This window comes from Allostigmatella hybrida (assembly GCF_020103775.1).
In the GTDB taxonomy this organism is placed as follows: Bacteria; Myxococcota; Myxococcia; order Myxococcales; family Myxococcaceae; genus Hyalangium; species Hyalangium aurantiaca.
The window spans coordinates 1-26,630 of sequence record NZ_JAHXBH010000043.1 but is presented as its reverse complement, the minus strand read 5'-3'; the positions used below and the strand labels follow the sequence as shown (position 1 = coordinate 26,630).

General features: G+C 67.9%; 27 protein-coding genes and 1 pseudogene. 16 read left to right on the top strand and 12 right to left on the bottom strand.

The window, feature by feature from the left end; translation table 11 throughout:
- The first annotated feature begins 107 nt into the window (after positions 1–107).
- The 5 genes from KY661_RS35030 (at position 108) to KY661_RS35010 (ending at position 5,758) form a co-directional block, all read left to right on the top strand.
- Entirely contained in the window at positions 108–524 is a 417-nt protein-coding gene (locus KY661_RS35030) for a DoxX family protein (RefSeq protein WP_225414328.1), read from the top strand.
- Between the two features lie 63 nt (positions 525–587).
- Positions 588–2,039, top strand: coding sequence for a xanthine dehydrogenase small subunit (gene xdhA, locus KY661_RS35025; RefSeq protein ID WP_225414327.1), 1,452 nt, complete (start codon positions 588–590; stop codon positions 2,037–2,039).
- A gap of 4 nt (positions 2,040–2,043) precedes the next feature.
- On the top strand, positions 2,044–4,401 hold the full coding sequence (gene xdhB / locus KY661_RS35020) for a xanthine dehydrogenase molybdopterin binding subunit (RefSeq protein WP_225414326.1): 2,358 nt from the start codon (positions 2,044–2,046) through the stop codon (positions 4,399–4,401).
- 11 nt (positions 4,402–4,412) lie between these two features.
- Complete coding sequence (locus tag KY661_RS35015; protein WP_225414325.1) at positions 4,413–4,961, top strand: GNAT family N-acetyltransferase; 549 nt, start codon at positions 4,413–4,415, stop codon at positions 4,959–4,961.
- Positions 4,962–4,963: 2 nt separating this feature from the next.
- Entirely contained in the window at positions 4,964–5,758 is a 795-nt protein-coding gene (locus KY661_RS35010; protein ID WP_225414324.1) for a pseudouridine synthase, read from the top strand.
- 4 nt (positions 5,759–5,762) lie between these two features.
- Here KY661_RS35010 and KY661_RS35005 read toward each other — a convergent pair whose 3' ends face one another.
- Positions 5,763–6,338, bottom strand: coding sequence for an RBBP9/YdeN family alpha/beta hydrolase (locus tag KY661_RS35005; RefSeq protein ID WP_225414323.1), 576 nt, complete (start codon positions 6,336–6,338; stop codon positions 5,763–5,765).
- Between the two features lie 23 nt (positions 6,339–6,361).
- On the opposite strand from KY661_RS35005, the gene KY661_RS35000 reads away from it, so the two are divergent.
- A complete protein-coding gene (locus KY661_RS35000; protein ID WP_225414322.1) occupies positions 6,362–7,105 on the top strand; it encodes an SAM-dependent methyltransferase in 744 nt (247 codons plus the stop codon).
- Between the two features lie 18 nt (positions 7,106–7,123).
- Here the strand turns inward: KY661_RS35000 and KY661_RS34995 are convergent, their stop codons facing one another.
- From KY661_RS34995 to KY661_RS34970, 6 genes are all read right to left on the bottom strand, one after another.
- Positions 7,124–8,053 (bottom strand): SDR family oxidoreductase, encoded by a 930-nt coding sequence (locus KY661_RS34995; RefSeq protein WP_225414321.1) that lies wholly within the window; start codon positions 8,051–8,053, stop codon positions 7,124–7,126.
- Positions 8,050–8,856 carry a lysophospholipid acyltransferase family protein gene (locus tag KY661_RS34990; RefSeq protein ID WP_225414320.1) on the bottom strand — a complete coding sequence of 269 codons (807 nt, stop codon included), beginning with the start codon at positions 8,854–8,856 and terminating at the stop codon, positions 8,050–8,052. The genes KY661_RS34995 and KY661_RS34990 overlap by 4 nt, the downstream gene beginning before the upstream one ends.
- Before the next feature lie 51 nt (positions 8,857–8,907).
- Positions 8,908–10,128, bottom strand: a complete 1,221-nt coding sequence (locus tag KY661_RS34985; protein WP_225414319.1) for a M20/M25/M40 family metallo-hydrolase — start codon at positions 10,126–10,128, stop codon at positions 8,908–8,910.
- A gap of 228 nt (positions 10,129–10,356) precedes the next feature.
- The gene (locus tag KY661_RS34980; RefSeq protein WP_225414318.1) at positions 10,357–11,622 is read right to left on the bottom strand and encodes a glucan 1,4-alpha-maltotetraohydrolase domain-containing protein; all 1,266 of its coding nucleotides are present in this window, start codon (positions 11,620–11,622) and stop codon (positions 10,357–10,359) included.
- Between the two features lie 92 nt (positions 11,623–11,714).
- Entirely contained in the window at positions 11,715–12,887 is a 1,173-nt protein-coding gene (locus KY661_RS34975; protein ID WP_225414317.1) for an AI-2E family transporter, read from the bottom strand.
- Positions 12,888–12,960: 73 nt separating this feature from the next.
- On the bottom strand, positions 12,961–13,365 hold the full coding sequence (locus KY661_RS34970; protein WP_225414316.1) for a DUF3175 domain-containing protein: 405 nt from the start codon (positions 13,363–13,365) through the stop codon (positions 12,961–12,963).
- A gap of 183 nt (positions 13,366–13,548) precedes the next feature.
- Between KY661_RS34970 and KY661_RS34965 the strand changes: the two genes are divergently transcribed.
- The 6 genes from KY661_RS34965 to KY661_RS34940 all read left to right on the top strand — a co-directional run bounded on the left by KY661_RS34965 (position 13,549) and on the right by KY661_RS34940 (position 18,999).
- Positions 13,549–15,066 carry a flavin-containing monooxygenase gene (locus tag KY661_RS34965; protein ID WP_225414315.1) on the top strand — a complete coding sequence of 506 codons (1,518 nt, stop codon included), beginning with the start codon at positions 13,549–13,551 and terminating at the stop codon, positions 15,064–15,066.
- Between the two features lie 75 nt (positions 15,067–15,141).
- Entirely contained in the window at positions 15,142–15,705 is a 564-nt protein-coding gene (locus KY661_RS34960) for a type II toxin-antitoxin system RatA family toxin (protein WP_225414314.1), read from the top strand.
- 161 nt (positions 15,706–15,866) lie between these two features.
- Positions 15,867–16,142 carry a hypothetical protein gene (locus KY661_RS34955; protein ID WP_225414313.1) on the top strand — a complete coding sequence of 92 codons (276 nt, stop codon included), beginning with the start codon at positions 15,867–15,869 and terminating at the stop codon, positions 16,140–16,142.
- A gap of 370 nt (positions 16,143–16,512) precedes the next feature.
- Positions 16,513–17,082: a MarR family winged helix-turn-helix transcriptional regulator gene (locus KY661_RS34950; RefSeq protein ID WP_225414312.1), complete on the top strand. Its 570-nt coding sequence runs from the start codon at positions 16,513–16,515 to the stop codon at positions 17,080–17,082.
- 91 nt (positions 17,083–17,173) lie between these two features.
- Entirely contained in the window at positions 17,174–17,761 is a 588-nt protein-coding gene (locus KY661_RS34945; RefSeq protein ID WP_225414311.1) for a protoglobin domain-containing protein, read from the top strand.
- Between the two features lie 203 nt (positions 17,762–17,964).
- Complete coding sequence (locus KY661_RS34940) at positions 17,965–18,999, top strand: DUF3592 domain-containing protein (protein WP_225414310.1); 1,035 nt, start codon at positions 17,965–17,967, stop codon at positions 18,997–18,999.
- A 97-nt stretch (positions 19,000–19,096) separates the two neighbouring features.
- Here KY661_RS34940 and KY661_RS34935 read toward each other — a convergent pair whose 3' ends face one another.
- On the bottom strand, positions 19,097–20,011 hold the full coding sequence (locus tag KY661_RS34935; RefSeq protein WP_225414309.1) for an NmrA family NAD(P)-binding protein: 915 nt from the start codon (positions 20,009–20,011) through the stop codon (positions 19,097–19,099).
- Positions 20,012–20,115: 104 nt separating this feature from the next.
- On the opposite strand from KY661_RS34935, the gene KY661_RS34930 reads away from it, so the two are divergent.
- Positions 20,116–20,667 (top strand): TetR/AcrR family transcriptional regulator, encoded by a 552-nt coding sequence (locus KY661_RS34930; RefSeq protein ID WP_225414308.1) that lies wholly within the window; start codon positions 20,116–20,118, stop codon positions 20,665–20,667.
- A gap of 43 nt (positions 20,668–20,710) precedes the next feature.
- Here KY661_RS34930 and KY661_RS34925 read toward each other — a convergent pair whose 3' ends face one another.
- The 3 genes and pseudogenes from KY661_RS34925 to KY661_RS34915 form a co-directional block, all read right to left on the bottom strand.
- The gene (locus KY661_RS34925; protein ID WP_225414307.1) at positions 20,711–20,848 is read right to left on the bottom strand and encodes a PEP-utilizing enzyme; all 138 of its coding nucleotides are present in this window, start codon (positions 20,846–20,848) and stop codon (positions 20,711–20,713) included.
- A gap of 10 nt (positions 20,849–20,858) precedes the next feature.
- Positions 20,859–20,989 (bottom strand): annotated as a pseudogene (locus KY661_RS34920) (IS3 family transposase); the annotation flags it as partial.
- Between the two features lie 30 nt (positions 20,990–21,019).
- Entirely contained in the window at positions 21,020–21,370 is a 351-nt protein-coding gene (locus KY661_RS34915) for a BP74-related protein (RefSeq protein ID WP_225414306.1), read from the bottom strand.
- Positions 21,371–21,606: 236 nt separating this feature from the next.
- On the opposite strand from KY661_RS34915, the gene KY661_RS34910 reads away from it, so the two are divergent.
- The 3 genes from KY661_RS34910 to KY661_RS34900 all read left to right on the top strand — a co-directional run bounded on the left by KY661_RS34910 (position 21,607) and on the right by KY661_RS34900 (position 25,607).
- On the top strand, positions 21,607–22,182 hold the full coding sequence (locus tag KY661_RS34910; RefSeq protein ID WP_225414305.1) for a class I SAM-dependent DNA methyltransferase: 576 nt from the start codon (positions 21,607–21,609) through the stop codon (positions 22,180–22,182).
- A 135-nt stretch (positions 22,183–22,317) separates the two neighbouring features.
- On the top strand, positions 22,318–23,712 hold the full coding sequence (locus KY661_RS34905) for an SH3 domain-containing protein (RefSeq protein WP_225414304.1): 1,395 nt from the start codon (positions 22,318–22,320) through the stop codon (positions 23,710–23,712).
- Between the two features lie 341 nt (positions 23,713–24,053).
- Positions 24,054–25,607, top strand: a complete 1,554-nt coding sequence (locus tag KY661_RS34900) for a hypothetical protein (protein ID WP_225414303.1) — start codon at positions 24,054–24,056, stop codon at positions 25,605–25,607.
- Between the two features lie 353 nt (positions 25,608–25,960).
- Here the strand turns inward: KY661_RS34900 and KY661_RS34895 are convergent, their stop codons facing one another.
- Entirely contained in the window at positions 25,961–26,209 is a 249-nt protein-coding gene (locus KY661_RS34895) for a hypothetical protein (protein ID WP_225414302.1), read from the bottom strand.
- Positions 26,210–26,630: the final 421 nt, after the last annotated feature.

Below are 26,630 nucleotides of genomic sequence, written 5' to 3'. Positions count from 1 at the left end.
GGCCAGGACATTACGGGTCCTGTTCCGGGACGGAAGAGGAGAAATGGCCCGGTGCGCTGACTTCCTCACGCTGGTGGCGCGCCGAAGGACGGGTAGAGTGCGGCCCGATGCCTCCCTTTGCTTCGAGCGCGCTTCCCACCTGGATGTTGCAGGTTCTGCCCGTGGCCTTCCTGGCCATCACCTTCCTCCAGTCCGGCCTGGACAAGGTCATCAACTGGAAGGGCAACCTGGACTGGCAGACGGGGTACTTCTCCAAGACCCCGGTGCTGCGGGGGCTCGTCCTGCCCATGTTCGCCACCCTGATGGTTCTGGAGCTCGCCGCCGGTGGGCTGTGTGCCGCGGGGGTCCTGGCGCTGATATTCACCGGGAATTCCTGGCTCGCGGTCCTGGGGGCCTCGGTGTCGGGTGTTATCTTTCTGGCGCTCCTCTTTGGCCAGCGCATCGTGAAGGACTATCCGGGGGCCGCGGGCTCGGTGCCTTACTTCCTGGTCAGTCTGGCGGCACTCTTCGCCCTGCGGGGGTGAGACGGTGAAGGCGCCGGGGTAGACTTGTCCCCAGCCGCCTCCCGTGGGGAGGCCAGGGGATCCATGGACCGGCTGCGTTTCTACCTGAATGACCGGCTCATCGAGGAGCCGGGGCTGTCGCCCACCACGACGCTGCTGCGCTACCTGCGTGACCGGGTCCACCTGATGGGGACCAAGGAAGGGTGCGCGGAAGGCGACTGTGGGGCCTGCACGGTGGCCGTCCTGGAGCAGGACGCGAAGGGCGCCCCGGTCCTCCGGGCCCTCAACGCCTGCCTGTTGCTGCTGCCGATGGTGCAGGGCAAGCGCGTCTACACGGTGGAGGCGCTGAAGGAGGGGGGCAAGCCCCACGTGGTGCAGGACGTCCTGGCCCAGGGGCTGGGCTCCCAGTGCGGCTACTGCACGCCGGGGGTGGCCATGGCGCTGCTGGAGGCCTGCCACCGCAAGGACCTGGACGAGCCCTGGAAGCTGGACGCGCAGATGTGCGGCAACCTGTGCCGCTGCACGGGCTACCGGCCCATCCGGGAGGCCGCCGCCCGTGTGGCGGGCCTGGGGCCGCAGGACCGCTTCGCCCGGGCCCTGGCGGAGACGCGCCCTGAACCGATGGCGCTCTCGTACGCGGCGGGCGCTCAGCGCTTCTTCACCCCGGCCTCCTTCGATGCGCTGTGGGACGTGCTGGAGGCGCATCCCGGCGCCCGCTTCGTGATGGGCGGGACGGACCTGTCGCTGGAGGTGACGAAGCGCTTCACCGAGCCGCCGCTGCTCGTGTCCCTGGAGGCGCTGCCCGCGCTGCGCACCCTGGAGCCGCGGGAAGGGGGGCACCGGCTGGGGGCGGGCGTGTGGCTGACGGACCTGGAGGACTACGCGCGCGCCACCCTCCCGGCCCTGGAGCGGATGCTGCGCTACTTCGGCGCGCGGCAGATCAAGAACCGCGCGACGGTGGGCGGCAACCTGTGCACGGCCTCGCCCATCGGAGACCTGGCGCCCGTGCTCCTCTCCCTGGGCGCGGAGGCGGTGCTGCTCTCGCGCGCCGGTGAGCGCCGCGTGGCGCTGGAGGACTTCTTCGTGGACTACCGGCGCACGGCGCTCCGCCCTGGCGAGCTGCTGGCCGCAGTGGATGTTCCCGCCCAGCCCACGGGGGCCCGGAGCCTGGCCTACAAGGTCTCCAAGCGGCGGGAGCTGGACATCAGCGCCGTCTCCGCGGGCTTCCGGGTGGTGGTGGATGCGGGGGGCCAGGTGCTCGAAGCCCGGCTGGCGTACGGCGGCATGGGGCCTCGGCCCGCGCGGGCCCGGCACACGGAGCAGGCGCTGGTGGGCCAGCCGTGGACGGAGGAGCGCGTGGAGGCGGCGCTTGCCCGGCTCGACGAGGACTTCACCCCGCTGACGGACCACCGGGGCTCGGCGTGGTACCGGGCCCAGGTGGCGAAGAACCTGTTGCGCGGTTTCTTTCAGGAAACGCTCGAGTCGCCTTCGCCGCGGCTCAAAGCCCGCCACTCGGCCACGGTCCAGGTGAGGTGATGCGATGAGCACCATGCCCCCCCCCCTCGAACTTCCCCGGAAGCTCGAAACCTCCAGCCCGCTGCATGCCCCCGCGCCCCACGAGAGCGGGCTGAAGCACACCAGCGGCGAGGCCCTCTATGTGGATGACCTGCCCACACCGCCCGGCACCCTGGTGGGCCAGGTCATCGCCTCGCCCCATGCCCACGCGCGGCTCGTGCGCCAGGACGCCTCGCGCGCCCGGGCTCTGCCGGGCGTGCACGCGGTCCTCTTCGCCGGGGACATCCCGGGGGTGAACGACATCGGCCCGGCGATCCACGACGAGCCGTTGCTCGCGGCCGGCGAGGTGCACTGCGTGGGGCAGGCCGTGGCCCTGGTGGTGGCCGAGAGCGCGGCCGTGTGCCGGCAGGCCGCCCGGCTGGTGGAGCTGGAGTACGAGGAGCTGCCCGCCGTGCTCTCCATCCGCGAGGCGATGGCCGTGGGGGCCTACCTCTCGGAGCCGCACACCATCCGCCGGGGAGCGCCCGAGGCGGCGCTGGCCCGCGCGCCCGTGCGCATCCAGGGCGAGTGCATGACGGGGGCACAGGACCACTTCTACCTGGAGACCCAGGTGTCCCTGGCGGTGCTGGAGGAGGACGGCGCGCTGCGCATCTGGTCCTCCACGCAGCACCCCTCCGAGGTGCAGGCCAAGGTGGCGGAGGTGATGGGGCTGGGGCGGCACCAGGTGGTGGTGGAGGTGCCGCGCATGGGCGGCGGCTTCGGCGGTAAGGAGACGCAGGCCGCCCCGTTCGCGGCGTTCGCGGCGCTGGGGGCCACCGTCACCCGGCGGCCGGTGAAGGTGTGGCTCAACCGGGATCAGGACATGGCGCAGACGGGCAAGCGCCACCCGTTCTGGGCCCGGTACGAGGCGGGCTTCTCCGCGGACGGCCAGCTGCTTGGGCTGAAGGCCGAGCTGGTCTCCGACGGCGGGTGGAGCAATGACTTGTCCCGCGCCATCCTGGACCGGGCGCTGTTCCACATGGACAACGCCTACTTCCTGCCGGACGTGGAGGTGACGGGGCGGGTGGCCCGGACGAACTTCCCGTCCAACACGGCGTTCCGGGGCTTCGGGGGGCCGCAGGGCATGTACGTGGTGGAGGAGATCCTCAACCACGCGGCCGAGCGGTTGGGCATGGATCCCGCCGAGCTGCGGCGCCGCAACTTCTACCGGGACGCGCCCGGGAACACCACGCCCTACGGGCAGCCGGTGGTGGGCAACCGCCTGCCCCGCATCCACGAGGAGCTGCTGGCCTCCAGCGACTACACGCGCCGCCGCGAGGAGATTGACCGCTTCAACGCCTCCTCGCGCTGGACGAAGCGGGGCATTGGCTACCAGCCGGTGAAGTTCGGCATCTCCTTCACCACCAGCTTCCTCAACCAGGCGGGCGCGCTCGTCGTCATCTACGCGGATGGCGGAGTCCAGCTCAACCACGGTGGCACGGAGATGGGGCAGGGCCTGCACACCAAGATGCGCGCGGTGTGTGCCCATGAGCTGGGCATCTCCGTCGAGCGTGTGCGGGTGATGAACACCGCCACGGACAAGGTGCCCAACACCTCGGCCACCGCGGCCTCCAGTGGCTCGGACCTCAACGGCCAGGCGGTGAAGGCCGCGTGCGAGACGCTGAGGGAACGGCTGCGGCCCATCGCCGCGCGGCTCCTGCAGGTGGAGCGGGGCGAGGTGGAGGCGCTCTGCTTCGCCTCGGGGCAGGTGTTCCACCCGGAGCGCCCCCAGCGCTCCGTCTCCTTCGCTGAAGTCACCCAGGCGGCCTACCTGGCCCAGGTGTCCCTGTCGGCGACGGGGTACTACCGGACGCCGGACATCACCTACGACCGGGTGGCGGGGCGGGGCAAGCCGTTCCACTACTTCGCCTTCGGGGCGGCCGTGGTGGAGGTGGAGGTCTCCAGCCTCACCGGGGAGCACCGCGTCCGGCGCGTGGACATCCTGCACGACGTGGGCAACTCGCTGGTGCCCACCATCGACAAGGGCCAGGTGGAGGGCGGCTTCGTCCAGGGGCTCGGGTGGCTCACGTGTGAGGAGGTGCTCTTCGACAAGAAGGGGCGGCTGCTCACGCACTCCCCGGACACGTACAAGATTCCCGCGCTCGGGGATGTGCCCGAGGACTTCCGGACCGCGCTGCTGGAGCGCGCGCCCCAGGAGGACACCATCCACGGGAGCAAGGCGGTGGGAGAGCCTCCGTTCATGCTGGCCATCGGCGTGGTGACGGCCCTCCGGCATGCCATCGGCGCCTTCGCGCCTCCGGGCGCGCACGTGCACCTCGCCTCGCCCGCGACGCCCGAGGCCATCCTCCGCGCGGTGGAAGACGCCCGGACGGCGAAGCGCTAAGAAGCGGGGCCATGGAACTGCTCACCCCCCGGTTGCGGCTGCGGGAGTTCGAACCGGAAGACTGGCGGTGGACCTGGCCGTACGAGTCGGACCCCGAGACCGTCCGGTACGGCTCGCACGGCGTCCGCTCGCCCGAGGAGAGCCAGAAGTACATCGCGGACTCCCGGGCCACGGCGGTGGAATCCCCGCGGCGCATCTTCGACCTGGCGGTGGTGCTTCGGGAGGAGGAGCGCCTCATCGGGCGCTGCGGGCTGAAGGTGGCCGACCCTGAGCAGCGGGAGGGCGCGCTCTGGTACATCCTCGACCGCTCGCGGTGGGGGAAGGGCTACATCACCGAGGCCTCCGAGGCGATGCTGGAGTTCGGCTTTGGAACGCTCGGCCTGCACCGGGTCTGGGCGGATTGTGATCCGCGCAACCACGGCTCCGTGAAGGTGATGCAGAAGCTGGGGATGCGCCACGAGGCGCACTTCCGGGAGAACGTCTTCCTCAAGGACGAGTGGTGCGACTCGGTCATCTACGCCCTCCTCGACCGGGAGTGGGCGGCGCGGACGCGCCGCTGAGCATGGCCCGGAAGAAGACGCCGCGATGGTTGCAGGCGGCCCGCGCGCGTGGGGCGCCCGTGGAAGCAGGAGAACGGGCGGACTGGTTGGCCCGGGCGCTGGGACGCTCGGGCATCCTGCCCCAGCAGGAGGCAGAGCACGCCATCCGGGACGGACGGGTGAGGGTGGAGGACCGCGTGGAGCGGGAGCCCTTCGCCCCCGTGCGCCCGGGCATGACGGTGTTCGTGGATGGCGAGGCCCACCGCCTGGAGGCCCCGCTGCACGTGCTGATGTTCCACAAGCCCGAAGGCGTCATCGTGGCGGGGACGGATCCAGAGGGGCAGGGGACGGTGTTCGAGCGCCTGCGCGCCGTGCTGCCCCCGGAGCTGCGGAACTTCGAGTGGTACGCCGTGGGCCGCCTGGACCGGGACACGACGGGGCTGCTGCTCTTCACCAATGACGAGCGGGTGGTCCAGCATGGCACCTCCCCGGCGAAGCACCTGCCGAAGCGCTACGTGGCCCAGGTGGCCGGGAGGCCCTCGGAGGAGGCGCTGACGCGGCTCCGGGAGGGGCTCGTGCTGGAGGACGGACCCACGCGGCCCGCGTTGGCGCGGTTGCTCGCACCGGAGTGCGTGGAACTGGTGCTCACCGAAGGGCGCCACCACCAGGTGAAGCGCATGCTCGCCGCGGTGGGGCATCCGGTCCGGACGCTGCACCGGCAGGCCGTGGGCTCCGTGCTCCTGGACGTGCCCGTGGGGAACTGGCGCCCCTTGCGCCCGGAGGAGCTCTCCGAGGGGCTTGGCTTTCAGGGGCCGTGAGGCGTCACGGGCTGGCGGCGAAGTGAGACTGGAGGGCGTTCAGCACCGCGGGTTCAATCGGATTGTTGAAGTGGCGCCCACCGGGCTGGAGGAGGACTTCCGCCCCGAGCCGCTCCTCCCACAGGCGTTGATTGCGCACGTAGTCGGGGGTGTACGGATCGCTGTCCGAGAGCAGCACCACCCACTTGCGCACCGCCGCGCGCACGCGTTCGAGGTTCGGAATCGGGGTGAGCCAGGGCTGCAGCGCCTCCCAGGGCGAGTCGATCTCCCACCAGGCCGCCACGAGCAGCGCGCCCGCGATGGGCTCGCCCGGGGGCAGGGTGGACAGGTAGCGCAGAAGGGTCTGGCACCCCACGCTGTGCCCCAGCAGGACGGTCGAGGCGGGAGGGGTGGGGCCCAAGGTGCGGGCCAGCGTGCCCACCCAGGCCTCGGGGGTGGGCAAGACGGGCTGGGGCATGTCCAGCGTGTGGACGGCCGAGAACCCGCTGCCGGGCTGCCGCAGCTTCGATTCGAGCCAGGGATAGAAGTCGGTATCGGGACGGCCTGCCCAGCGGTGGACGATGTAGAGGGAGCGCTCCATGGGAGGGGAAGTACAGTATCTGGATGAGCGCCGAGGCATTCTTTCGTCTCTTCTCCGGATTGCCCCGCCAGGGGCCTGGCCAGGATGCGTCGACCCGGGAGGCCCTCCGGCGCCTGCCCCCCTTGCCGGAAGCACCCCGCGTGCTCGATCTGGGGTGTGGGTCCGGCCGGCAGACCCTGGTGCTCGCAGAGGCACTGAAGGTCCCCATTGCCGCCGTGGACAGCCATGCGCCGTTTCTCGCGCAACTGGAGACCGAGGCGGAGCGGCGAGGCCTGCGCCACCTCATCCAGGCCCGGTGCGCGGACTTTGGCCAGCTCGCCGATGCGCCGGGAAGCTACGACGTGCTCTGGGCGGAGGGCTCCATCTATAACCTGGGCTGGAAGGAAGGGCTGACGCGCTGGCGCCGCCTGCTGGCCCCCGCGGGGCTCATGGCCGCGACCGAGGCCACCTGGCTGTCGGACGCGCGCCCTCCGGCGGCCGTGGCCTTCTGGAAGGAGGCGTATCCCTCCATGGGCACGCTGGCCTCGAACATCGCCGTGGCCCAGGAGGCCGGCTACCAGGTGCTGGACACCTTTCCGCTGCCACCCTCCGCCTGGTGGGACGAATACTACCGGCCGCTCCAGATCCGGATGGACGGGCTGCGGGCCGAGGCCGCGAGCGATCCGGCCCTTGCGGAGGCCCTGGCGGCCACGCGCCGGGAGATTGACGTCTACGCGCACGCGGAAGGCGCGTACGGGTACGTCTTCTACCTGCTGCGCGCGTCCTGAACGGCCTTCACGCGGGACTCAGCGTCCGAGAGGAGGGGACGCTTGCCGGAAGATGCGGAGCAGGTGCCCCTCGTCGTGGGCGTACTGGAAGCCGGTGGCCTCGCGGAACTGCCGGGTGTCCACGACGATGGGGTACTTGATGTGATCCAACGCGCCCTGCGAGAGCGTGGGCAGGCCCATGCGCCCCAGGAGCCAGGAGAGCAGGGTGCTGGGAAGGGGCACCGGCGTGCGGCCCGTCTGCCGGATGATGACGGAGAGCGGCATGGGCGGCGGGCCCGCCACGTTGAAGATGCCGCGGATGCGCTTCTCCAGGGCGAGCTGGATCGCGGTCACCACGTCCTCCTCCTGAATCACCTGGAAGAGCGGGTCATAGCCCAGCACCATGGGCACCCGCCGGCCGCGCAGGAAGCTGGCGAGGGTGCCGGTGCCGGGCGCCCCCAGCGTGTAGCAGAGGCGCAGCACGGCGGTGGTCATCTCAGGGAACCGCCAGAGCGCGGTGGCGGCATAGAGGTCCGCGGCGACGAGGTCCGCCAGCTCGGGCACCTTGTCCAGGGCGCGGGGGGGCTCGTCCTCGGTGTGGTAGAGCAGCGAGTCCGGGGCGGCCCCGTAGAACGTGTGGCGCCCGACGAAGAGCACCTGCTTCACGCCGTGGTCGCGGCAGTGGTCGAAGACGGCCTTGGTGCCGTCCAGGTTCATGCGCTCGCGCTCGCCGCCCTTGAAGGAGAAGGCCGTCACCGTGGCCATGTGCACCACGGCATCCGGGCGGCGGCGGCGGAAGACGTCCTCCGCGGCGCGCTTGCGCACATCCATCCGGTGAATCTCGATGCCCGGGGGCGCGCCCGGCCAGGGGCGTGCATCCAGCCCGAGCACCTGGTGCCCGGCGGCGTGCAGCCGGGTGGCCAGCTTCCGGGCAATTCCGCCCGCGATGCCAAGGATGAGCACCTTCACAGAAACAGCCTTTCCTGCCTGCGGACCCGGCCCTGCTCGATGAGCTCCGCGATGCGCGCCTTCACCTGGTCCACATAGCTGGTGATGATCTCGTCATCCTCGTTGCCGGTGCCTTCGAAGGTGAGCGGCTCTCCGTAGTGGATTTCGAGGGGCGCCGGCAGGGGCAGGGCCAGCCCGTAGGGGGTGACGGGGATGTAGGGCACCCCGAACAGCCGCCCCAGCTTGTACAGGTTGGCGATGGTGGGAATGGCGGTGCCGCCCCCGAGGAAGGCAAACGGGATGATGGGCGAGCGCGTCTGAAGGGCCAGGCGCATGAAGCCGGTGCCGAAGTCCACGAGCGAGTACCGCTCGCTGTAGAGCTTCGCGGTGCCCTTGTACCCCTCGGGGAAGATCATCAGGAGCCGGTCATCCTCCAGCAGGCGGCGAGCGTGCTCGGGCAGGCCGGTGAACTGGCCGGTGCGGCTCGTCCAGAGGGAGGCGATGGGGAAGCGGTTGAGGAACTTCTCCGCCATGCCCTGGGCAAGCCGTGGCGGCTCCATCTCCAGAAACATGGAGGTGAGCACCATGGCGCCATCCACGGCGTACCCGCCGGAGTGGTTGCCCACGAGCATGCCGCGCCCGCGGGCGGGCACGTGCTCTTGGCCAAAACACCTCACCCGGAAGTAGTGCCGGTAGAAGAAGGCCAGCACGTGCGCCGCTTGCGCCAGGTGCTTCTTGGAGATGCCGTACGGGTCTACGCCAAACTCATTGAACGGCAGCTCCAGCCGTTCCACCCGCGCTTCCGGAGAGTCATCGAGCGCCACGCGGGCAGCGTAGCACTTCTCCGGAAGCCGGATGCCACGGCTTTGCGGCGCTTACGGGGTGGTGACGGTGCCCTTGGCAAGCTCGGCCACATAGGCCGCGGCGAGCTGGGCGAACGGGACCGAGTTCTGCGCGTTGCCCGCCGACTGCGCCAGGGTGTCGTTGGCGGTGTGGATGGCGGGATTGTCGTATCCCATGATGGCCTCGAAGGGGATGGAGGCCGGGTAGCCCTGGTTGTGCCAGGCGGCATGGTCCGAGCAGGCGTAGCCGCAACGCGTCGTGCCCACGGCGGTGCCGCTGGGCAGGTATTGTTTGACGAGGTTGGTGAGGAACGTGTTCTGGGCGGCGTTGGTGTAGTCGGACACCAGGACGATGTGGGGGCTGGAGCCGCGGTAGTTCGTCATGTCCAGCTGCAACACGCCCACCACGTTGACGCCGGTGCTCTTGTACTTCGCGGCGATGTCCTTCGAGCCCCTCAGGCCTCCCTCCTCGGCGGCGTAGGCCATGAACTTCACCGTCCGGGTGGGACGGTACCCCTTGGCGACGATGACCCGGATGACCTCGGTGAGAGACGCCACGCCGGAGGCATCATCGTCCGCGCCGGGGGCCTTGGCCGAGGTGCCACTGCCGTTGATGGAGTCCAGGTGCCCGCCCAGGACGATCTCCTCGTTGGAGGTGGTCGAGGTACCCTTGATGGTGAGGATGACGGACGGCTGCGGCGACACCGTGCTGGGGTGCGTGTACAGCGACACGGAGATGTCGCTGCGCCCGCTGGCCAGGGTGGTCCACCGGTCCTTCAACCAGGTGGCGGCCTCCAGGCCCGAGGCGAGCTTGTAGTGGCGCGAGGGGAAGGCCGACAGCGTGGTGATGGTGCCGCGGATGCCGGACTCGGTGATGCCACCCACCAGGGACTTCGCCGCCGTGGGGTTGTCGATGCTGTAGCTCACCAGGGCAGGCGCCATCTCCCGGGGGGTGAGCGCTGCCCGGGCCTGGGCTTCACTCTCGTGTGCCATGTACCCCGCGCAGCGGTGGAGCTTGCTGTGAATGACCTCGGAGAGCATGTCGAGCTGGGACTCGCGCACGTGCATCACCGCGACGCCGTCCTTCTCGTGAGCCACCGCGGGCAGCGCCACCCCCTTGCGCAGGAGCGAAGCGCGCACGGGCTCCAGCGCGTCCGTCCCCACGGTGATCCACACCTCCTTGTCCTCGCCCGCGAACGCGGGCGTGGCGCAGGCCAACCACAGGGCAATGGCCCCCAGCTTCTTCGACGTCATGGTGTGCTCCTCGGCAGTGATTCGATGGGCGAATCCCCGCGGGCGGGGATTGCATGGACTCCAGTGAAACCTTCACTGGAGCCCTATTCCCGAATCTAGAGGGGCGAGGGCACGCCTGGAAACGATTTGCGCGCGAGGCTTTCACCGATGCATGCATTCGTTGCAGCACCGGTAAAAGACCACTTCAACTTTGCGCTGGGAGCATTGTTTTGACGCGGGCGAAAGGGATTACTTCGTCCACACCGCGTAATTGGTGCCGGAGGTGGCCAGCGTCCAGCCGGTGCCGGACGGCGACCAGGCCCCCGGGCCGATCTTCATGGCCACGGTGCCGGTGGTGCCGGTGATGAGGGCGGCATACCGGCTGGAGTCCGCCACCTGGATGCTCACCGCCGAGGACGAGTGGACGCCCTTGGACTTGCGGATGGACATCAGCGTCTTGATGGCCGAGGCATGGCCCCAATCATAGAAGTGCACCCAGTAGACGCACGGCACGCCCGGGTGGGTCAGGATGTAGGCATAGCCCTGCATCACCTTGTCACTGGGGAAGGGCCAGTGGTTCTGGCCACCGCTGGGGCTGCTCGGGCCCGTGTCGTGGTTGTCGAGGAAGGTGACGGACTTGGCGGGCCACCAGCCAATGGCGCCGGAGGGCTTGCCCGCGCTGTCCTTCAGCCGCCAGAACTCGTTGTACTGGACGGCCTGCTGGAGAATGCCCTTGGTGGTGAAGTCGAACACGGTGGACTTGCTGCCCGTGGCGTCGATCCAGTTCATGAGCTGCTGGCGGTGCGCGTCCGGGTTGGACAGGTTCAGGTCCGTCCACAGCTCGCCCACGGAGAAGTAGGGGACGGTGGCGGTGTTGTAATTGCCGACGTACGCGCCGTTGAAGCCTTTCACATAGTCATAGCGCCAGCCGTCATAGCCGATGTTGGACTTGAGGCCGTTCATCCAGTTCTTCAAGTCGCTCTGGACGGTGGCGTTGGTGTGGTCCAGGTCTCTTGCGGCGCCGTAGCCGTCCCCGGTGTCGGGGTTGCCCGTGGCGCTCGTCCACTCGTCCCCGCGGGCCACGGACCAGGTGCCCCAGGTGGGGTTGGTGAAGTCGCCCCAGTTGGTGGTGCCCACGCGGTGGTTGATGACGATGTCCGCGATCGCCTTCACCTTGTAGGTGTGCAGCGCGCCGATGGCCGACCGCAGCTGGCTGTCCGTGCCGTACTTACTGGTCTGGACGCTGAGCTGCCGGGGCAGATACCCCTCGTTGGAGGCCGCGTCGCTGCTGGGCGGCAGCCACACCATGGTGAAGCCGCTGGCGCCGATGTCAGAGGCCTTGTTCTGGATGACGTTCCACCAGGGGGACGTCTGGTGGGAGTACCAGTGAAAGCCCTGGAGCATCACGTCGCCGCTGTTGCCATCCATCGGCCCCGCGAACGCGGCCGGGGCGGCCAGGAGCCCCAGCGCCCACGACAGGGACAGCACTCCACCCAGCACCTTCTTCTTGAGCATTGGCTTCTCCGGGAAAGCAAAGGAGAAGGGCCATTTACTGCGTCCGTGCTGGGCGGGCGAGCGAGCAGATGTGTCGCGGTGTGTCAAAAGTCTCAGTGAGACGGTTTCTGGGGCTCCTCCAGATCGGTGAGGAGGTTGGCCACCTTCCAGGGCTCCTCTTCCGGCAGCGGGGCGCGGGAGGCGGCCGGGGCGGTGGCCTCCAGGCGCGCGGAAGACCGGCCGTAGTCGCGCTGGTAGATGCGCACCACCGAGAGGAAGAAGGCGACGATGAGGGGCCCCAGCAGCAGGCCGATGGCGCCGAAGATGGCCAGGCCTCCGAGCAGGGAGAAGAAGACGACGGCCCCGTGCATGTTCATGCCCTTGCGGGCCAGCAGGGGCTTCACGACGTTGTCGGCCAGGCCCACCACGACGATGCCCCAGACGGTCAGCACGATGGCGCCCACGGGGTGCCCGGTGGCCAGCAGCAGCAGGGCCGCGGCCACGCACACCGCGGCGGCGCCAATGGCGGGGATGAGGGCGAAGAAGAACGTCACCGCCGCGAAGAACACCGGCACCGGCACGCCCGTGATGAAGAAGCCCACCAGGGCCGCCACGGCCTGGACGCCCGCGGTGGCCAGGGTGGAGGTCAGCACGGAGCGGGTCACCCCGCGGAACTCGGTCAGCAGCTCCGTCGTCTGCCCGCGCCGCAGCGGGGACACGCCCTCGAGCCACGCCACCAGCCGCTTGCCGTCCACCAGCAGGAAGTAGAAGGCGATGAGCATCATGGTGGCCTGGAAGAGCATGGAGCCGCCGGCGGCCAGCAAGCCGCCAAAGGTCTGGGCGGCCGTGGCGCCCCGGGCGGAGGCCTGCTCCTGCAGGGTCTGCCAGAGCCCCGCGCTCTGTGTCTGGAACTGCTCAATCAGCCGGGTGGCGTGGCCCTGAAGGGGACCGGGGACATAGGTGATCAACCCCTCCAGCCCGCGGTTCTGGATGATGCCCGCGACGAACTGCACTCCCTGGATGACCTCCGAGACAATGAAGGCTGTGAGCGCGGCGACCGGCGCCAGGAGGACGAAGACGAAGCCCAGACAGATGAGGCTCGCGGCCAGGTTACTGCGCCCCCTGAACTTCTTCGTCAGCCACGTTTGCATCCCCTGGAAGGCACCGGCGAGCACGGCTGCCAGGAAGAACGCCTCGAAGAAGGGGAAGGCAACCGCCAGCAACAGCGCGATGGACAGGAGGATGAGCCCCACGAAGACACGGCGGGCACCTTGTTCAGTGGCCATGTGGGGAAAGTGGGGCCTCCTGGTGGCAAGAGGAAGCAGCCCATGGGGGGCTTCTTGCCTGCCTGCCCATGGGTCAGGAGCGTGCTTGCTTGCTGGACGTGCGGGCACGCCCGGGCGCCTTCGGCTTGGGCTCGCGGTGAAACAGCTTGCGCAGCTCGTCCTTGGCCTCTTCGAGGACACGCCGCCGCGAGGCCGGGAGGTTGTGGCCGGCGCGGTTCTCGTAGAACGTGAGCATGGACATGGCCGAGCGGTACGGGGCGGACTTCCGCCGGGAGCTGCGCTCGGCGGAGCGCTTCAGCGAGAGGGCAATGGCCCGGGGAGAGCGCGTGAAGACCTTGTCCTCCAGGTCCATCGCGTCGCTGTGCTCCGTCACCTCGCGCGACCAGTACTGCTGACCGGTCTTGCGCGCTGGGGAGGAGGCCCGTCTGCGGGGAGAGGGGGCTGTCCGCTTCTTCGTGGGGGTTGCCTTTCTGGGCATGGCTGGCTCCTTCTGAATGCGCCAAACATAAGCGCCACGGTGGGATGCGCCGCGCGTGACCCATGAAGTCTCTTGGCAAGCGGCCCGCCGCACCGGGCGGCGAGTTGCTCCCGTTCTCCCCGGAGCTTGAACATGGCAGTTGCGGCACCCCACGAGCGGCCGTATCCATGAGAGGTTTCCACCATGTCCACGCAGCGGGCCGCAGGCTCTTCCGAACATTTCGACGTGCTGATCGTCGGAGCGGGCGTCTCCGGGATTGGGGCCGCTTACTACCTCCAGAAGGAGCACTCGTCGAAGTCCTACGCCATCCTGGAGGCGCGGGAGGCGGCCGGCGGCACGTGGGCGCTGTTCCGCTACCCGGGTATCCGCTCGGACTCGGACCTGCACACGTTCGGCTACGCGTTCAAACCCTGGGAGAGCCGCAAGGCCATCGCCAGCGCGGAGGCGATCCTCGCCTACCTGCGCGAGACCACCGCCGAGAATGGGATCGACCGCAAGATCCGGCTGCATCACAAGGTGCATCGCGCCGCCTGGTCGAGCCAGGACGCTCGCTGGACCGTGGACGTCGAGCGGACCGATACCGGCGAGCGCATCGAGATGACGTGCCGGTGGCTCTTTGGCGCGGCGGGCTACTACCGGTATGACGAGGGGTTCACGCCCCGGTTCGAGGGCACCCACCGGTTTGGTGGGCAGATCGTCCATCCGCAGCACTGGCCCAGCGGCCTCGATTACGCTGGTAAACGCGTCGTCGTGATCGGCAGCGGCGCGACCGCCGTGACCATCGTCCCTGCGATGGCTGAGAAGGCCGCTCACGTGACGATGCTGCAGCGGACCCCCACGTACATCATGCCGCTCCCCTCCGAGGATGCGGTGGCGAACCTGCTGCGGCGGCTGCTCCCTCGAAAGTGGGCGTATGCGCTCACGCGGCGCAAGAACATCGCCGTGCAGCGGCTCTTCTGGCGGTTCTGCCGGCGCTACCCGAAGCTGGCGCGGCGGCTGATCCGGTACCTCAACGCGAGGCAGCTTCCGAAGGGCTATCCGGTCGACGAGCACTTCAATCCGCCCTACGAGCCATGGGATCAGCGGCTGTGCATGGTCCCCGACGCGGACCTGTTCAAGGCGATTGGCCAGGGCAGCGCGTCGGTGGTCACCGATAGAATCGAGACGTTCACCGAGCGAGGCCTCAAGCTCGCATCGGGACGCGAACTCGAAGCGGACCTGGTCGTGACGGCCACCGGACTGAACCTGCTGCCGTTCGGCGGCATCACCCTGACCGTCGATGGCGCCCCGGTCCACCTGCCCAGCAAGGTGGCCTTCAAGGGCATGATGCTCGACGGAGTTCCCAACTATGCGTTCGCCATTGGCTACACGAACTCCTCGTGGACGCTGAAGGTCGGCCTGCTCTGCGAGCACTTCTGCCGCTTGCTCGCGTACATGGACGCGCACGGCTATTCCATCTGCTGTCCCGAGCGGAGCGAACCGGCCATGCCGACGCGGCCGCTGCTCGATTTCGGCGCTGGGTATGTGAAGCGGTCGCTCAGCGAACTCCCGCTTCAGGGCACCCAGGCACCTTGGCTGATGTCGATGGATTACTACTCCGACACGAAGCTCTTGAAGGAGGACTCGGTCGAGGACTCGAGCCTGCGGTTCTCTTCTCACGTCCGCGAGGGGCCCGCTGGATCAGGACGGGCACGGGCGTGAGCGTCTTGGCGCTGACTGGCGTATCCTTCCCGCCAGAGCCTGGCCACTCGGAGCCAGTCAACAGCAAGGTGTGGCTTGAAGCGAATTCTGTGGATAGCGGTGTTGAGCGTGGTAGCGGCGCTGGGAATCACGGCCCTTGTCGCACCGAAAGAGGTCCGGCTTCACTCGTCGATCCGGATCGAGCGGCCCCCCGAGCAGGTCTACGACTTCGTCACCTCGCTGGAGGCACCCGCGAAGACCTTCAGTGGCCACGGCCGCATCCCTGGGGTGGTGAAGACCGAGGTTGCCGGGGGAGGGCCGCTGCGCGAAGGGGTGAAGGCGCGCGTTCACAGCTCGGATGGGGCGGTGATGGAGCGGCTCATCACCATCATGGACCGCCCCCGGCACCACGAGTACAGGCTCGCCACCGGGTTCAAGCCGCCGATCAAGTACCTCCTCAAGTCGGGCCGCGGCGAGTGGACCTTCCAGCCTGCTCAAGACGGGGGCACGCAGGTGGAGTGGATCTACGTGTTCGAGCTGACCTCCCCGGTGATGTATCCGCTGGCCTCGCCGCTGTTGAACGGCATGTTCTCCGAGGCCATGGTGAAGTGCCTGGCGCGCACGCGCGAGTGTCTGATCGACGAGGCCTCGTGCCGTTAGGGTGAGGCTGGAGACCGGCCGTCGGCTTCGGCCGCCTCAATGGTGGCTCCGGGCCAGGCTCACCGGACGGTCCGCGTCAGCGGCCGTCCGAGTGCCGGGCGCCTGCTGGATCAGGCGAGGCCGCGCAGTGCGCCGTGGTCGTCACAGTGAGGACCGTGGGGATGGTGCAGGTGTCCGGCCACCAGGTAGTCCACATGGTCGCCATGGGGCACGGCTTCATGACCACACTGGGGGCCGTGCTCATGCTCCTTCGCATGGTCCGCGCAGTCATGCTTGGGGGTGCACTGGACAGGATTGGACGCGTCCGCCGCGACGCAGCACTCACTGACGCCGGTTCCTTCCGCGTGGTGAAGATGTCCTTCGTGGAGATAGTCCACGTGGTCGCCATGCCGCACGGCCGTGTGGCCGCATTTCTCTCCGTGCTGGTGGCCGTGTGAAGCGTGCGAATGGCCTCTGGTAGGGTTCATGACCAACATCCTTTCCTGTCGAGAGAGCGCTGCGGGAGGGACCGCTGCCCGTGCAGCCCGGCCCCACCCGCAGGATAGTGCTGGCTTCGGAAAAGAGGAGGGGCGGGGGCGCAGGCGTTGCTCAGCTCTCTCTTCCAGACTTGCCCTGGAGGAGGTGGACGCGGTGCGCGCGGAGATGCCTGCGGGCCATACCCCGGAGGCGCTCTTCGATGCCGTTGACAACTTAGGAGTCCTAACTTAGCTTGGCGTCATGAGCTCAAGGCGCCCCTCTTTCTTCGACGAGAACACGGAGCCGCTCCCATCGCGCATCGCGACAGGTCTGCACAAAATCGGGCTCGCCATGAAGCAGCAGTCCTGGCAGCAGGCGAACAGTGAAGGGCTGTCCGCCACCCAGGGCCAGATCCTGGCCGCGCTCGTGGCCCACGGCCCCCTCACGGGATCGGAACTGAGTGAGCGCCTCGGGGTCACGCTTCCGACGATCAGCGACTCGGTGCGTGTGCTCATCGAGAAGAAGCTCCTCACGAAGTCTCCCGACCCGCGCCATCCCCGCGCCAGCTTGCTCACGCCGACGAAGAAGGGTGAGGAGCTCGGTGCGCGCGCGCGTTCGTGGCCCGAATTCATGGCCGCCGCCGTGACCGGCCTGCCGCCCGAGGAACAGCGAGCGTTCTTCTCGGGGGTGATGAAGATGATTCGTGCCCTTCAGGAGCAAGGGCTCGTCCCCCTCAGCGGGATGTGCGTGGCGTGCAAGCACTTCCGTCCGAACGTGCGGGAAGGCGCGTCGCCGCACCATTGCGCGTTCGTGGATGCACCGCTGGCGAATGAGCAGTTGCGGCTCGAATGCCCCGAGCACGAGCCCGCCGACGAGATGATCCGAAGAGAGCTCTGGGAGCAGTTCACGCGGTCCAGGTAGGCCCTTCGCCGAACACGTTCGTGCACCCATTCCGCGGCCATACCGGCCGGCGGCAAGAGCGGAGCTTTGCTCCAAGAAGGAGAAGAACATCATGAGCACCATCCCCGGCTACACGTACGCTACCTCGGTGGTTGCGGCCTCCCCCGTGACGCTCGCTGACTTCGAGCAGATGAAGGCGAGCGTCCTGTTCGGCGACGAGGACGTGAAGTACCTCCGCATGTCGCACGACGTCGTGCAGGACCATGTCGAGGCGATCCTCGACGTCTGGTACGGCTTCGTCGGCAGCCAGCCGCATCTTCTGGCGTCGTTCTCCGGCAAATCGGATGGACGGCCGCTGGGCGATTACCTCGGTGCGGTACGAAAGCGCTTCGGTCAGTGGATCCTCGATACCGCCCGTGCGGACTATGGTCAGAAGTGGCTCGACTACCAGCACGAGATTGGTCTTCGGCACCACCGCGTGAAGAAGAACATGACGGACGGCGCGCCCTCGACCGAACTCATTCCGTTCCGCAATCTCTTCGCGCTCATCTTCCCGGTGACGTTCACGCTCCGGCCCTTCCTGGCGAGGAAGGGGCACTCCGCCGAGGACGTCGAGAAGATGTACGCGGCGTGGGTCAAGTCGTGCCTCCTTCAGGTCACGCTGTGGAGCCACCCGTACATCAAGCCCGGTGACTTCTAATTTGATCGACGCACAGGGGTGGCGTCGACGGCAGGTCTTCGGTGCTCATGACGACCTCGGTGCGCGCAGGGCTTGCGTTACGCCTGCAACGCGGCCACCAGGCCGCTTGCGGCCAGCCGTGCTGGTCCAAGTGCCGGAAGCGGGAGCGTACAATTTCGCTTCCGCGAGGTAACCGCCACCTTTGTATCGCCTAGAATGGGGTCATGTTTTCTCGCGTGGCCTCGTCCGCCGTATTGCTCGTGTTCGTGTTGCCGTGGACGGCTATCACGGGGGCTGCGGACTACTTCGCCATCTCCAGCATGGCCCGCCAGGTGCAGTCGGCGAAATGGCCCTCCGTGCAGGGGACCATCATCCGGAGCGAGGTGGAGGCGGTGCGCTCGAACAAGAGCACCACGTACGGCCTGAAGGTGGCCTACACCTACTCCGTTGACGGGCAGCGCTACGAGGGCAGCAAGTACCGCTTCGCCGCGTGGCGCTCGGGGGACGCCGGGTACGCGGAGGAACTGGTGGTGCGCTACCCCCTCGGGACCAGCATCCCCGTGTACTACCGGCCCGGTCAGCCCTCGGAGGCGGTGTTGCAGGCGGGCCTGGGGAGCTCGGAGCTGTTCCTGCTCATGGTCCTGCTGCCCTTCAACCTGGTGGCACTCTGGCTGGGCGCCATGGTGGGGTGGGCCTGGAAGCCGGAGCCGCCGCTCTTGTCCACCTTCTTCCGGGAGGACGGCAGCGAGTGCGTGACGCTCGATGAGCAGTGGACGGCCGCCTGGGTGTTCCTGGCCATGGGGGGCTCCGCCCTGGCGTGTGTCGTGCTCGGAGGACTCGCTGGGGGATTCAACGCACCGCTGCCCGTGGGCGTGGGGGCCTGGGGGGCCGTCATCGCCTGCGGTGTGCTCGCCGGGCTGTGGTCGCGCGCACGGCGGAAGGCCGGGCACTACGACCTGCGCCTCCATACCCCAACACGAAACCTCTCCCTGCCGCCCTTCTCCGGAAGGAAACACCGGCTCGACGTACGGTGGCGCGACGTGCGGTCGCTCCGCGTCGAACCCCAGGTTCGCACGCCCCAGGGGAGACAGGTGACCCGCTACCATCTCATCGTCGATCGCGCGCTCTCCGGCGGCGGGGTGAGCCAGGAAGCCATCGCCAGTTTCATCCGCCAGGAGCAGGCAGAGGCGCTGGCACGCTGGCTGCGAACGCACCTCAAGGTGGGCGAGTCCGCGCCGGGAGAGCAGCGCTCCGCCTGACTCGAAGGCAGCGCTTCCGCCCAGCTCCAAGACCTCGTACGTCTGGAGCTGAGCGTTGGCTGGAAGGGGTGCACCTGTCCCGTCCAGAGGCCGGCGGTCAGGTCATCTCGCGACGCTGGCGCGCCCAGGTCTCGAAGCTCATGGGTGAAAGGCCGTAGGAACGCGCGATCTCGGGCCGTGCCAGCACCGGGGCGACGTTGATGTACGTCATGCCTTGCGCCACGCCGGGATGCAGTCCGGCCGCGACGGCCTCCTCGACCGTGCCGGACTGGACGGTGTACTCCTTGCCGTCGAGGCGCGAGAGGATCCCGGCGATCTGAGGAAGCGTGAGCAGGTCACCCGCGAGTTGCAGCGTCACACCGTTGAACGTCGCGGGATCGTTGATCGCCGCTGCGGCCGCCTGGCCGATGTCTTCCGGCGCGATCAGCTGGAGGAGCCGATCGGTCCTGACCACCGTGAGCAACCGGCGCCCGTCAACGAAGCCGGCGGGATCCAACATGGGATGGTCCATGAAGGTGGCGGGCAGGAGGAGGGTCCAGTGCTTGAAGCCCGCCTTGCGGACGAGGTCGCAGGTGGCGAGTTTGTTCTCCCAGTACGCCTCATGCGACTTCCAGCGCCCCTCCGCCCATCCCTCGATGTTGCGGTGGTCGCCGACGCCGGACGTCGCGGTGTGTACGAACGTCTCGACGCCCTCGGCGAGCGCGGCCTCGACGAGGCTCCTCCCTTGCTGGCGCTCCTTGCTGTGGTCGACACCAGTCGCGGAGATGATCGGTGACTGCATCGAGAAGACTGCCCGCGCCCCGGCGCAGGCGGCGCGCAACGACGCTGGATCGTCGAGGTCCCCGACAACCACCTCGGCGCCAGCCGCCGCGAGGGACTTGGCGTTGGGCGCCTCCGGGTTGCGCACCAGCACTCGCACCGGTGTGCGGCCTTCGGCCAACAGCGCCCGGGCGGTGGCGCCCCCCTGGCGCCCTGTGGCGGCGGTGACGAGAACGGAACCGTTGCTGCCCATAGGCGCTCCTCGCGTAAGTGGGGGACCCCACCGTTTATTTTCGTGGTTAAATACGGGGGGGCCCCCCGTTTGTCAACGAAGGTTCTCGTGAGGAGAAGATTGCCGTGGCGCATGTGAAGCCGTTGCGAGCGGACGGACGACGCAACCGGGAGCGGATTGTCGCGGCCGCCGCGGAGCTGGTCGGCAGGGATGGCGCGCAGGTGTCGCTCGAGGAGATCGCGCGGCGGGCGGGGGTCGGCTCGGCGACCCTGCACCGGCACTTCCCGTCGCGGCAGTCTCTGTTGGAGGCGGTCTTCCGCGAGGGCGTCGCGCAGCTCTGTGCGCGGGCAGCCGCGCAACCGGGTGAGGAGCCCGCTGCGGAGTTGGCGGCCTGGCTCGAGGAATTGACGGTCTACACCGCGGCCAACCGCGGGCTTGCCGATGCGCTGCTGACCGGCCCGGATGGCCTCTCGCCCGAGGAGCTCTGCTGCAGCGGCATGCTGCTCGACGTGTTGAAGGTTCTGGTGGCCCGGGCGTCATCGGTGGGCGCGATTCACGCCAGCGCGACACCGGAGGACCTGATGATGCTGGCGAACGCGATCGCCGTTGCCAACCAAGACGAGCCGCTCACCGCGCGCCGGGTGCTGCGCCTCGCGCTCACCGGCATACGGCCGTGAACGCAGCGAGAGCGCCTCTTCCCGGCCTCCGAGGCGAGACGGGCTAGGGCAGGAGCTCGACGTATCCGTCCGTTCCATGCACGCGGATCCGCTGGCCATCCCGGATCAGCCGGGTGGCACGCTCCACCCCCACGACGGCTGGCAAGCCGTACTCCCGTGCGATCACCGCGCCATGGGTCATCAGGCCCCCCCACCTCAGCCAGGTACACCCATCCCTCGCGTGTGGGTACGTACGTAATGTCCGTCACCCAGGCTTGGGTGGATTGAAGTCGCGAGCGAGCACGGTGGGCGCCACTGGCAAGCCATGCTTGGAGTCCGTGGTGTGCTGGTGAACCTGCCGGATTCGCTCCGCTTACTTCACTTCGCGCGTGAGCCGGGAGTCCCACGGGCACCAGTGACCGCCAGGGAGAAACGCGCCACCCGCTTCGTCCAAGTGGTCTTCGACGTACATCATGTTGGCATCACAGACTTCGATGGCCATCGCGAAGAACCTGATGGTCGTCGGATCGAGATGGAACGAGAATCGCGGGTTGTAGTCCTTGCGCTGCTTGATAATCCTCCCGTGGACGTGAATCTCGTTCTGCTCTTCGCCGGAGAGTACCCGGCGCGCATGTGCAATGGTGTTGTCGTCGGTCAGTTCAATGAAAAACTCAACTCCAGGTGAGCTTGGCTGAGTGAATGCGAAGAGGGTCGCCTTGGCCATTGTGGACTCCTTGAGTGAGCGGGTTGATTAAGATTTTCATGTTTTTGTCTGCAACTTATTTTTCTGGTTGCGCACGTGAAGGCAAGTGATTCGTCACTTACTGAAAAATAGTTGCACAGCGCTTCCGTCCTCGCGCGCCTCGACGCACTGTCGGAGGTTGCCTTGATGCACCCATGACGCAGCGGCCGGATTTTGGGTAAGCACAACGCACAGTTACACCAGCAGGAGGCTGACGCGTGCACGAGTACGATTTGATCGCGGACTGGTATGCATCCCAACGCACAGGCCACATGGGCGTCCCGGAAGTGACCGCGCTCGCGGCCTCACTTCCGGCCGGCGCCTCGGTGTTGGACGCCGGCTGCGGCACGGGATTGCCGCTGACGCGGGTGCTGCTGGAGCATGGCTGCCACGTGGTGGGCGTGGATAGCTCCCGCGAACTGCTGGCGCGATTTCAAGCGAACTTCCCCCACGTGCCGGTGGTCTGTGCGTCCATCCAGTCGTGTGAGCTTCAGGCGTGGACGTTCGACGCCGCGATTGCATGGGGGGTCCTGTTCCACCTGCGCCACGAAGAGCAGGAACAGGCAATCGCCAATATCGCGAGAGCATTGAAACCTGGCGCCGCGTTCCTCTTCACCTCCGGCGACGCCCACGGCTCCATCGACGGCGAGCCGATGAATGGCGTGCCGTTCCGCTATCACTCGTACAGCGTCGACGGGTATCGCGACCTGCTGCGCGCATACGGGCTCACGCTGGAAGCGACGCACACGGACCCAGGCGAGAACGTCTACTTCTTGTCGCGCAAGACTGGATAATGGCCGAACGCGTTGGCGCCCCAGCCCCAGCGCATGCCGTCTTGTCGTAGCGCCAGCGTGTGGGCGCCTCGACGACGGGGAGGCACACTGGTAGCCGCCTTGCGCGGCATTGCGGTCCTGCATCAGTGTGACCGCATGTCCAACACATGCGCCCTGGTGCTCGCCGCCGTGCTCATGGCCCCCGCGCCCTCCTCTCCCAGCCGGGAGGCTGGCGCAGACCTCAATGGTGACGGTTCTCGGGAGCGAATCACGCTGGAGGTGACGAAGTCCGGAGCCTTCCGCCTCACCGCCGGCACGTCCTTCACGGAGGGCGAGCTGCCCGGAGTGCGCGGCGTCACCGTGGTGGATGTCGACAGCAGCGACAAGCGCCGGGAGGTGCTCGTTCACGGAGAGGCGCGCTACCGCCTCTTCCGGCAGGAAGGCACCGCGCTCCAGGAGGTGCCACTGCCTCCGGGCACGCCGAGCGCCTCCGGCAACGGCATCCTCCTCTGTGACGTGCCCATGCCGGACGGCTGGAAGCGCCGCGACAAGTACCTCTACGACGCGAAGGTGCCAGGCTTCACCGAGGTGCCGCAGGAGCTGTACGCCGTCGGCCGTGTCGTGCGTCCTCCGGGCCTGATGACGCTCTGGCAAACGCCGGCGCAATTGGGAGTCGTCGCCATGGCCGGCGCCAACCGCTCCCTCTCGCTGCTTGCCTTCAAGCCGGCTCCGGAGGACAGCCAGGGCGGCTGGTACCTCACGAGCGTGGTGGGGGAGCCCGGCGACGTGCTCGGCTGGCTTTCGGCCAAGGCGCTCCGAAAGTCGGCACGCATCAACGGCGATGCCACGGCCGGCGCCATCCTCGTGCTGCCGGAGCTGTACGCCTCGGGCCTGAAGCCGAAGGTGTCCATCTCCTTCCCATTGCTGCGCACCCGCCGCGACGACGCGGAGACGGTGGCGAAGCTGCGCGCGGGGAGCACCGTCACGCTGCTGGCCACGGAGGGCACGTGGTACCTCGTCCAGTCAGAGACGGGGCTGCTCGGCTGGGCCCGGGCCAACACCCTCACCCAGGGACTGGCGGCCATGAAGAAGGCCCTCATCCCCGACACGCGCGCGCAGCTCTCCACCTTGCAGCGCCAGCTACACGCGTCCATGCGGGCATCCGCGGGCGGAAGCGCGCCGTGGCAGCCCTCCGCCACGGGCCTCATCCTCGAAAACGAGTACGCCAGCACGATGGACACCTACAACCTCTGTCAGGACGGACGCGTGATGCTGGAGTTCCTCGTCGATGACTTCAAGAAGTACGGGACGTGGACGTTCGACGGAGACACGTTGAAGCTGGAGTTCACCCGGGAGACGAAGCAGCTCGGCGTGGGGGAGTTCATCGAGCCTCCAGAGGGCCAGGAAGGGGTGCGCCTGTACCAGAAGACCGAGCCCTACGAGGGACTGCTGGCGGAATCACGGGAGTTCTCCTGGAGCGAGATCCTGGAGGACATGAAGGGGGACTCCCCCAGCTTCACGCCGAGGCGTGGCGTGCCCACGTGCCAGTGAGCCGAATTGGGGCATCAGCGCCCGGCTGCGAACGACGAGCGCGCGCCTGCATGGCGGGGTGGGTTGGACACGAGTGGGAGCAATGACAGGGAGCCCGCATACGCTGGGTAGCCGTCGGCGACTGTGCCTGGACCGAGCCGGTCCTGCCGGAGCCTTCCGAGGTTGGGCACCCGACTGCGAGGTCCACCCCGTGACACTCACCTGGGGGGGCTGCTGACGGACGGCGCGCGGCCCTCCGCTTCCTCGCCCGCAGCCATATTGCCTACTGACACTCCGCCCACGGCCGCTCGCGAGGGCGGACAGTGAGAGACCGAGCGGAGCCGCTCGACAGTCGGCACTCCGTGAGCAGCCACCTGAGCAAGGGCTCTCCGGAGTTCCAGGGCTCCACGCTAGGTTCAGAGCCTTGCACCGCCGGTGAGCTTCCGGTTCCGGAAGCCATCCATACCTTTGAGGTATCATGTCGTCGGCCCTACCCACGAGAGCACATCCCTTCCATGCCCCATCGAATCCCTCAGGCTTCAGCGCATCAGCAAGCCGCCATCGAGGAGCTGAGCAACCTCGTCCACGGCATCTCCGCGCCCTTCGTCTGCAGCGGTACACTCGTGCCCGAAGCCCCGGTGACACTGCGCTTCAAGGACGGAGTGCAGATGCCCATCACGCGGTTGGAGCGCGGTGCGGATCCACACACCGCTCTTGAGCCTCTGCTCGCCCGATGCTCGCCGGCCCCCTTCGGAAAGGGCAGGAAGACGCTTTACAACCGCCGCGTGCGTGATGCCCTCCACCTCAAGGCTGAAGGGGGGGCATTCACCGTCCTGAACTTCGATCCGGCCGCCTCCGGCGTGCTTGAAGTTGTCCGCCAGCAGCTCTGCCCGGGCGACCCTACCGCCTTCACCGCCGCGCTGTACAACGTCAACGTGTACGGGATGGAGGGCCACTTCGAGCCTCACAAGGACACGCCGCGAGGCAGCCAGATGCTGGGCACCTTGGTGGTATGCCTCCCCTCGCGGTTCTTCAACGGTCAGCTCGTGCTCACGCACCGCGGCGCACACAAGGTCTTCGACTGGGGGCAGGACATCAGCCAACAGGCAGAGCCCTCGCGCATCCACTGGGCGGCCTTCTTCGGTGACGTGGACCATGCCATCGACAAGGTGTGGATGGGGCTGCGCGTGACGCTGACCTACCTCCTCTACCGGGGGGAGGGCGCCATCACCGCCCCCAGGCCCTCTGGCGAAGCCACGGAGCGGCTCCGTCAGGGGTTGGAGCGAACACTGGCGGATCGCCACTTCCTTCCGCGGGGCGGCATGCTCGGCTTCCCCTGCTTTCACATGTACAGCCACGAAGCAGCCTTCCGGCGCAGCCTGCCGCCGCTGACCCAGAAGGAAGCAGCCCTTCACAGGTTGAAAGGACGCGATGCCGAGGTGGCGGCGGCAGCGCTCAGGGCGGGCCTGTCTGTTTCACTTCAGCCCTACCTCATCGAGATGTGCGCTGATGAGACCTGGCAGTTGAAGCGATTCCCATCCGAAGAAGAACAAGATCTGCTGGATGAGCGATTGTTGGACCCGTGGGTGATTGAGAAGGCCCTGCCCATCGCCGCTCACGAGGACGCGCCCAGGGGTTTCGGAGTGACGTGGGTTATTTCTCCGCCAGAGTTCAACGGCCCCGTGAAGCCGCGCACCGTGGAGGGCGATGTGGACAGTCCCTCCTCGGAGGAACCTGTCGTTCAGCTCTTCCACTCCGGTGCATACAGCGCCACTGGGTACTTCGGCAACGAAGGGGGCGAGACCGACTTCTACCTCTATGCCGCGCTTCACGTGGTGATTCCACCCCTGGGCAAAGGCCCGCGTCAGGTGACGCGAGCTGCTCGGAAACCAGCTCGCGCTGGGAAGCACTCCTGACCGCCTGCGCGCTTTTTTTCAGCCACCAGCGGGCTGCATCCGCTGGGGCTGCGGGGGAGGTGCAGTCGCTCAGGTGGGCGAGCAGGAGGAGCGCGGGGCAGGCGAGGAGCCTCATGGCTTCGCGCCAGGAAAGTGGCTATTCCGCCTCGGTTTCGACGGGAAGATCGCGCACGGGGGCCAGGACCTTCTTCCCCTGAAGCCGGGCATCCGCGAACGAGAGCAGGCCGATTGCGTACAGCAGCCCCATGCCAGCTGCGTGTTCCGGAGCAAGTTGAGCAGTCGTTCCGGGGATGCCGAGCAGACATTCCGGGCATGTCGAGCACCGATTCTAGGGATGCCGGCGGTGCCGACGCTCAGGGCTTGGGCCGCGAGAGCGCATCAATCTCCTGCTTCAGGACCTGCTCACGGTGCGCACGGCGGAACAGCAGCCCAGCCGCGCCTGCTGTGGCCAGCAGGTTGGCGAGCGCGACGGCCAGATCGCTCCCGCTCACGCCGCCCAGCACGAGGAAGAGGCCCACGATGGCGGTGGCCCACGCCCACGCCCTCTTGTGCACGAGGCCTACGAGGAGGCCCAGGAACAGCAGCGCGATGAACGCAGCCAAGAATGGTCCGACGAAGGCATTGAACATGGCCTGCAACATTAGCCGGGGGGAAGGGGCCGATGTCCACCCCAGGGTGGGCAGCCGCAGCCGCAGCCGCCTACGTCCCGCTGTCCGCAAGCGCTATGTCCGGTGCCGTGTTTCAAGGGCTTGCCCCGATTTGGTTTGGTGGACACAGGACTTGAGTTCACCCCTTTCAAAGTGTCTACAAAACAAGAGAAAGCAGGAAGTGAACGCCCTGCGCGCTCCCGAGGGAATAGCCCGGATCGGTCACAGCGGGCACGAAGATAGGGCTGGTGTCGCAGCGGAGCCTGCTGGTGGCCTCGCGCTTTGCCTCGAGGCGGTTTTGGTTTCTGCAACAGGCAAAGCGCGGCCCTCTCCCGCCGGAGTCTGGGCCCGCGCGAGGTTGTCAAAGAGCAGCGGG

What these genes read in the sequence shown, in the direction of transcription:
- KY661_RS34955 (WP_225414313.1), top strand. Translation starts at nt 15,867, where the DNA reads ATGGTGCAGGTGTCCGGCCACCAGGTAGTCCACATGGTCGCCATGGGG.
- KY661_RS34970 (WP_225414316.1), bottom strand. Translation starts at nt 13,365, where the DNA reads ATGCCCAGAAAGGCAACCCCCACGAAGAAGCGGACAGCCCCCTCTCCC.
- KY661_RS34975 (WP_225414317.1), bottom strand. Translation starts at nt 12,887, where the DNA reads ATGGCCACTGAACAAGGTGCCCGCCGTGTCTTCGTGGGGCTCATCCTC.
- KY661_RS34905 (WP_225414304.1), top strand. Translation starts at nt 22,318, where the DNA reads ATGTCCAACACATGCGCCCTGGTGCTCGCCGCCGTGCTCATGGCCCCC.
- KY661_RS34965 (WP_225414315.1), top strand. Translation starts at nt 13,549, where the DNA reads ATGTCCACGCAGCGGGCCGCAGGCTCTTCCGAACATTTCGACGTGCTG.
- KY661_RS35005 (WP_225414323.1), bottom strand. Translation starts at nt 6,338, where the DNA reads ATGGAGCGCTCCCTCTACATCGTCCACCGCTGGGCAGGCCGTCCCGAT.
- KY661_RS34935 (WP_225414309.1), bottom strand. Translation starts at nt 20,011, where the DNA reads ATGGGCAGCAACGGTTCCGTTCTCGTCACCGCCGCCACAGGGCGCCAG.
- KY661_RS35010 (WP_225414324.1), top strand. Translation starts at nt 4,964, where the DNA reads ATGGCCCGGAAGAAGACGCCGCGATGGTTGCAGGCGGCCCGCGCGCGT.
- KY661_RS34925 (WP_225414307.1), bottom strand. Translation starts at nt 20,848, where the DNA reads ATGACCCATGGCGCGGTGATCGCACGGGAGTACGGCTTGCCAGCCGTC.
- KY661_RS34945 (WP_225414311.1), top strand. Translation starts at nt 17,174, where the DNA reads ATGAGCACCATCCCCGGCTACACGTACGCTACCTCGGTGGTTGCGGCC.
- KY661_RS35030 (WP_225414328.1), top strand. Translation starts at nt 108, where the DNA reads ATGCCTCCCTTTGCTTCGAGCGCGCTTCCCACCTGGATGTTGCAGGTT.
- KY661_RS34985 (WP_225414319.1), bottom strand. Translation starts at nt 10,128, where the DNA reads ATGACGTCGAAGAAGCTGGGGGCCATTGCCCTGTGGTTGGCCTGCGCC.
- xdhA (WP_225414327.1), top strand. Translation starts at nt 588, where the DNA reads ATGGACCGGCTGCGTTTCTACCTGAATGACCGGCTCATCGAGGAGCCG.
- KY661_RS34940 (WP_225414310.1), top strand. Translation starts at nt 17,965, where the DNA reads ATGTTTTCTCGCGTGGCCTCGTCCGCCGTATTGCTCGTGTTCGTGTTG.
- KY661_RS34915 (WP_225414306.1), bottom strand. Translation starts at nt 21,370, where the DNA reads ATGGCCAAGGCGACCCTCTTCGCATTCACTCAGCCAAGCTCACCTGGA.
- xdhB (WP_225414326.1), top strand. Translation starts at nt 2,044, where the DNA reads ATGAGCACCATGCCCCCCCCCCTCGAACTTCCCCGGAAGCTCGAAACC.
- KY661_RS35015 (WP_225414325.1), top strand. Translation starts at nt 4,413, where the DNA reads ATGGAACTGCTCACCCCCCGGTTGCGGCTGCGGGAGTTCGAACCGGAA.
- KY661_RS35000 (WP_225414322.1), top strand. Translation starts at nt 6,362, where the DNA reads ATGAGCGCCGAGGCATTCTTTCGTCTCTTCTCCGGATTGCCCCGCCAG.
- KY661_RS34950 (WP_225414312.1), top strand. Translation starts at nt 16,513, where the DNA reads ATGAAGCAGCAGTCCTGGCAGCAGGCGAACAGTGAAGGGCTGTCCGCC.
- KY661_RS34980 (WP_225414318.1), bottom strand. Translation starts at nt 11,622, where the DNA reads ATGCTCAAGAAGAAGGTGCTGGGTGGAGTGCTGTCCCTGTCGTGGGCG.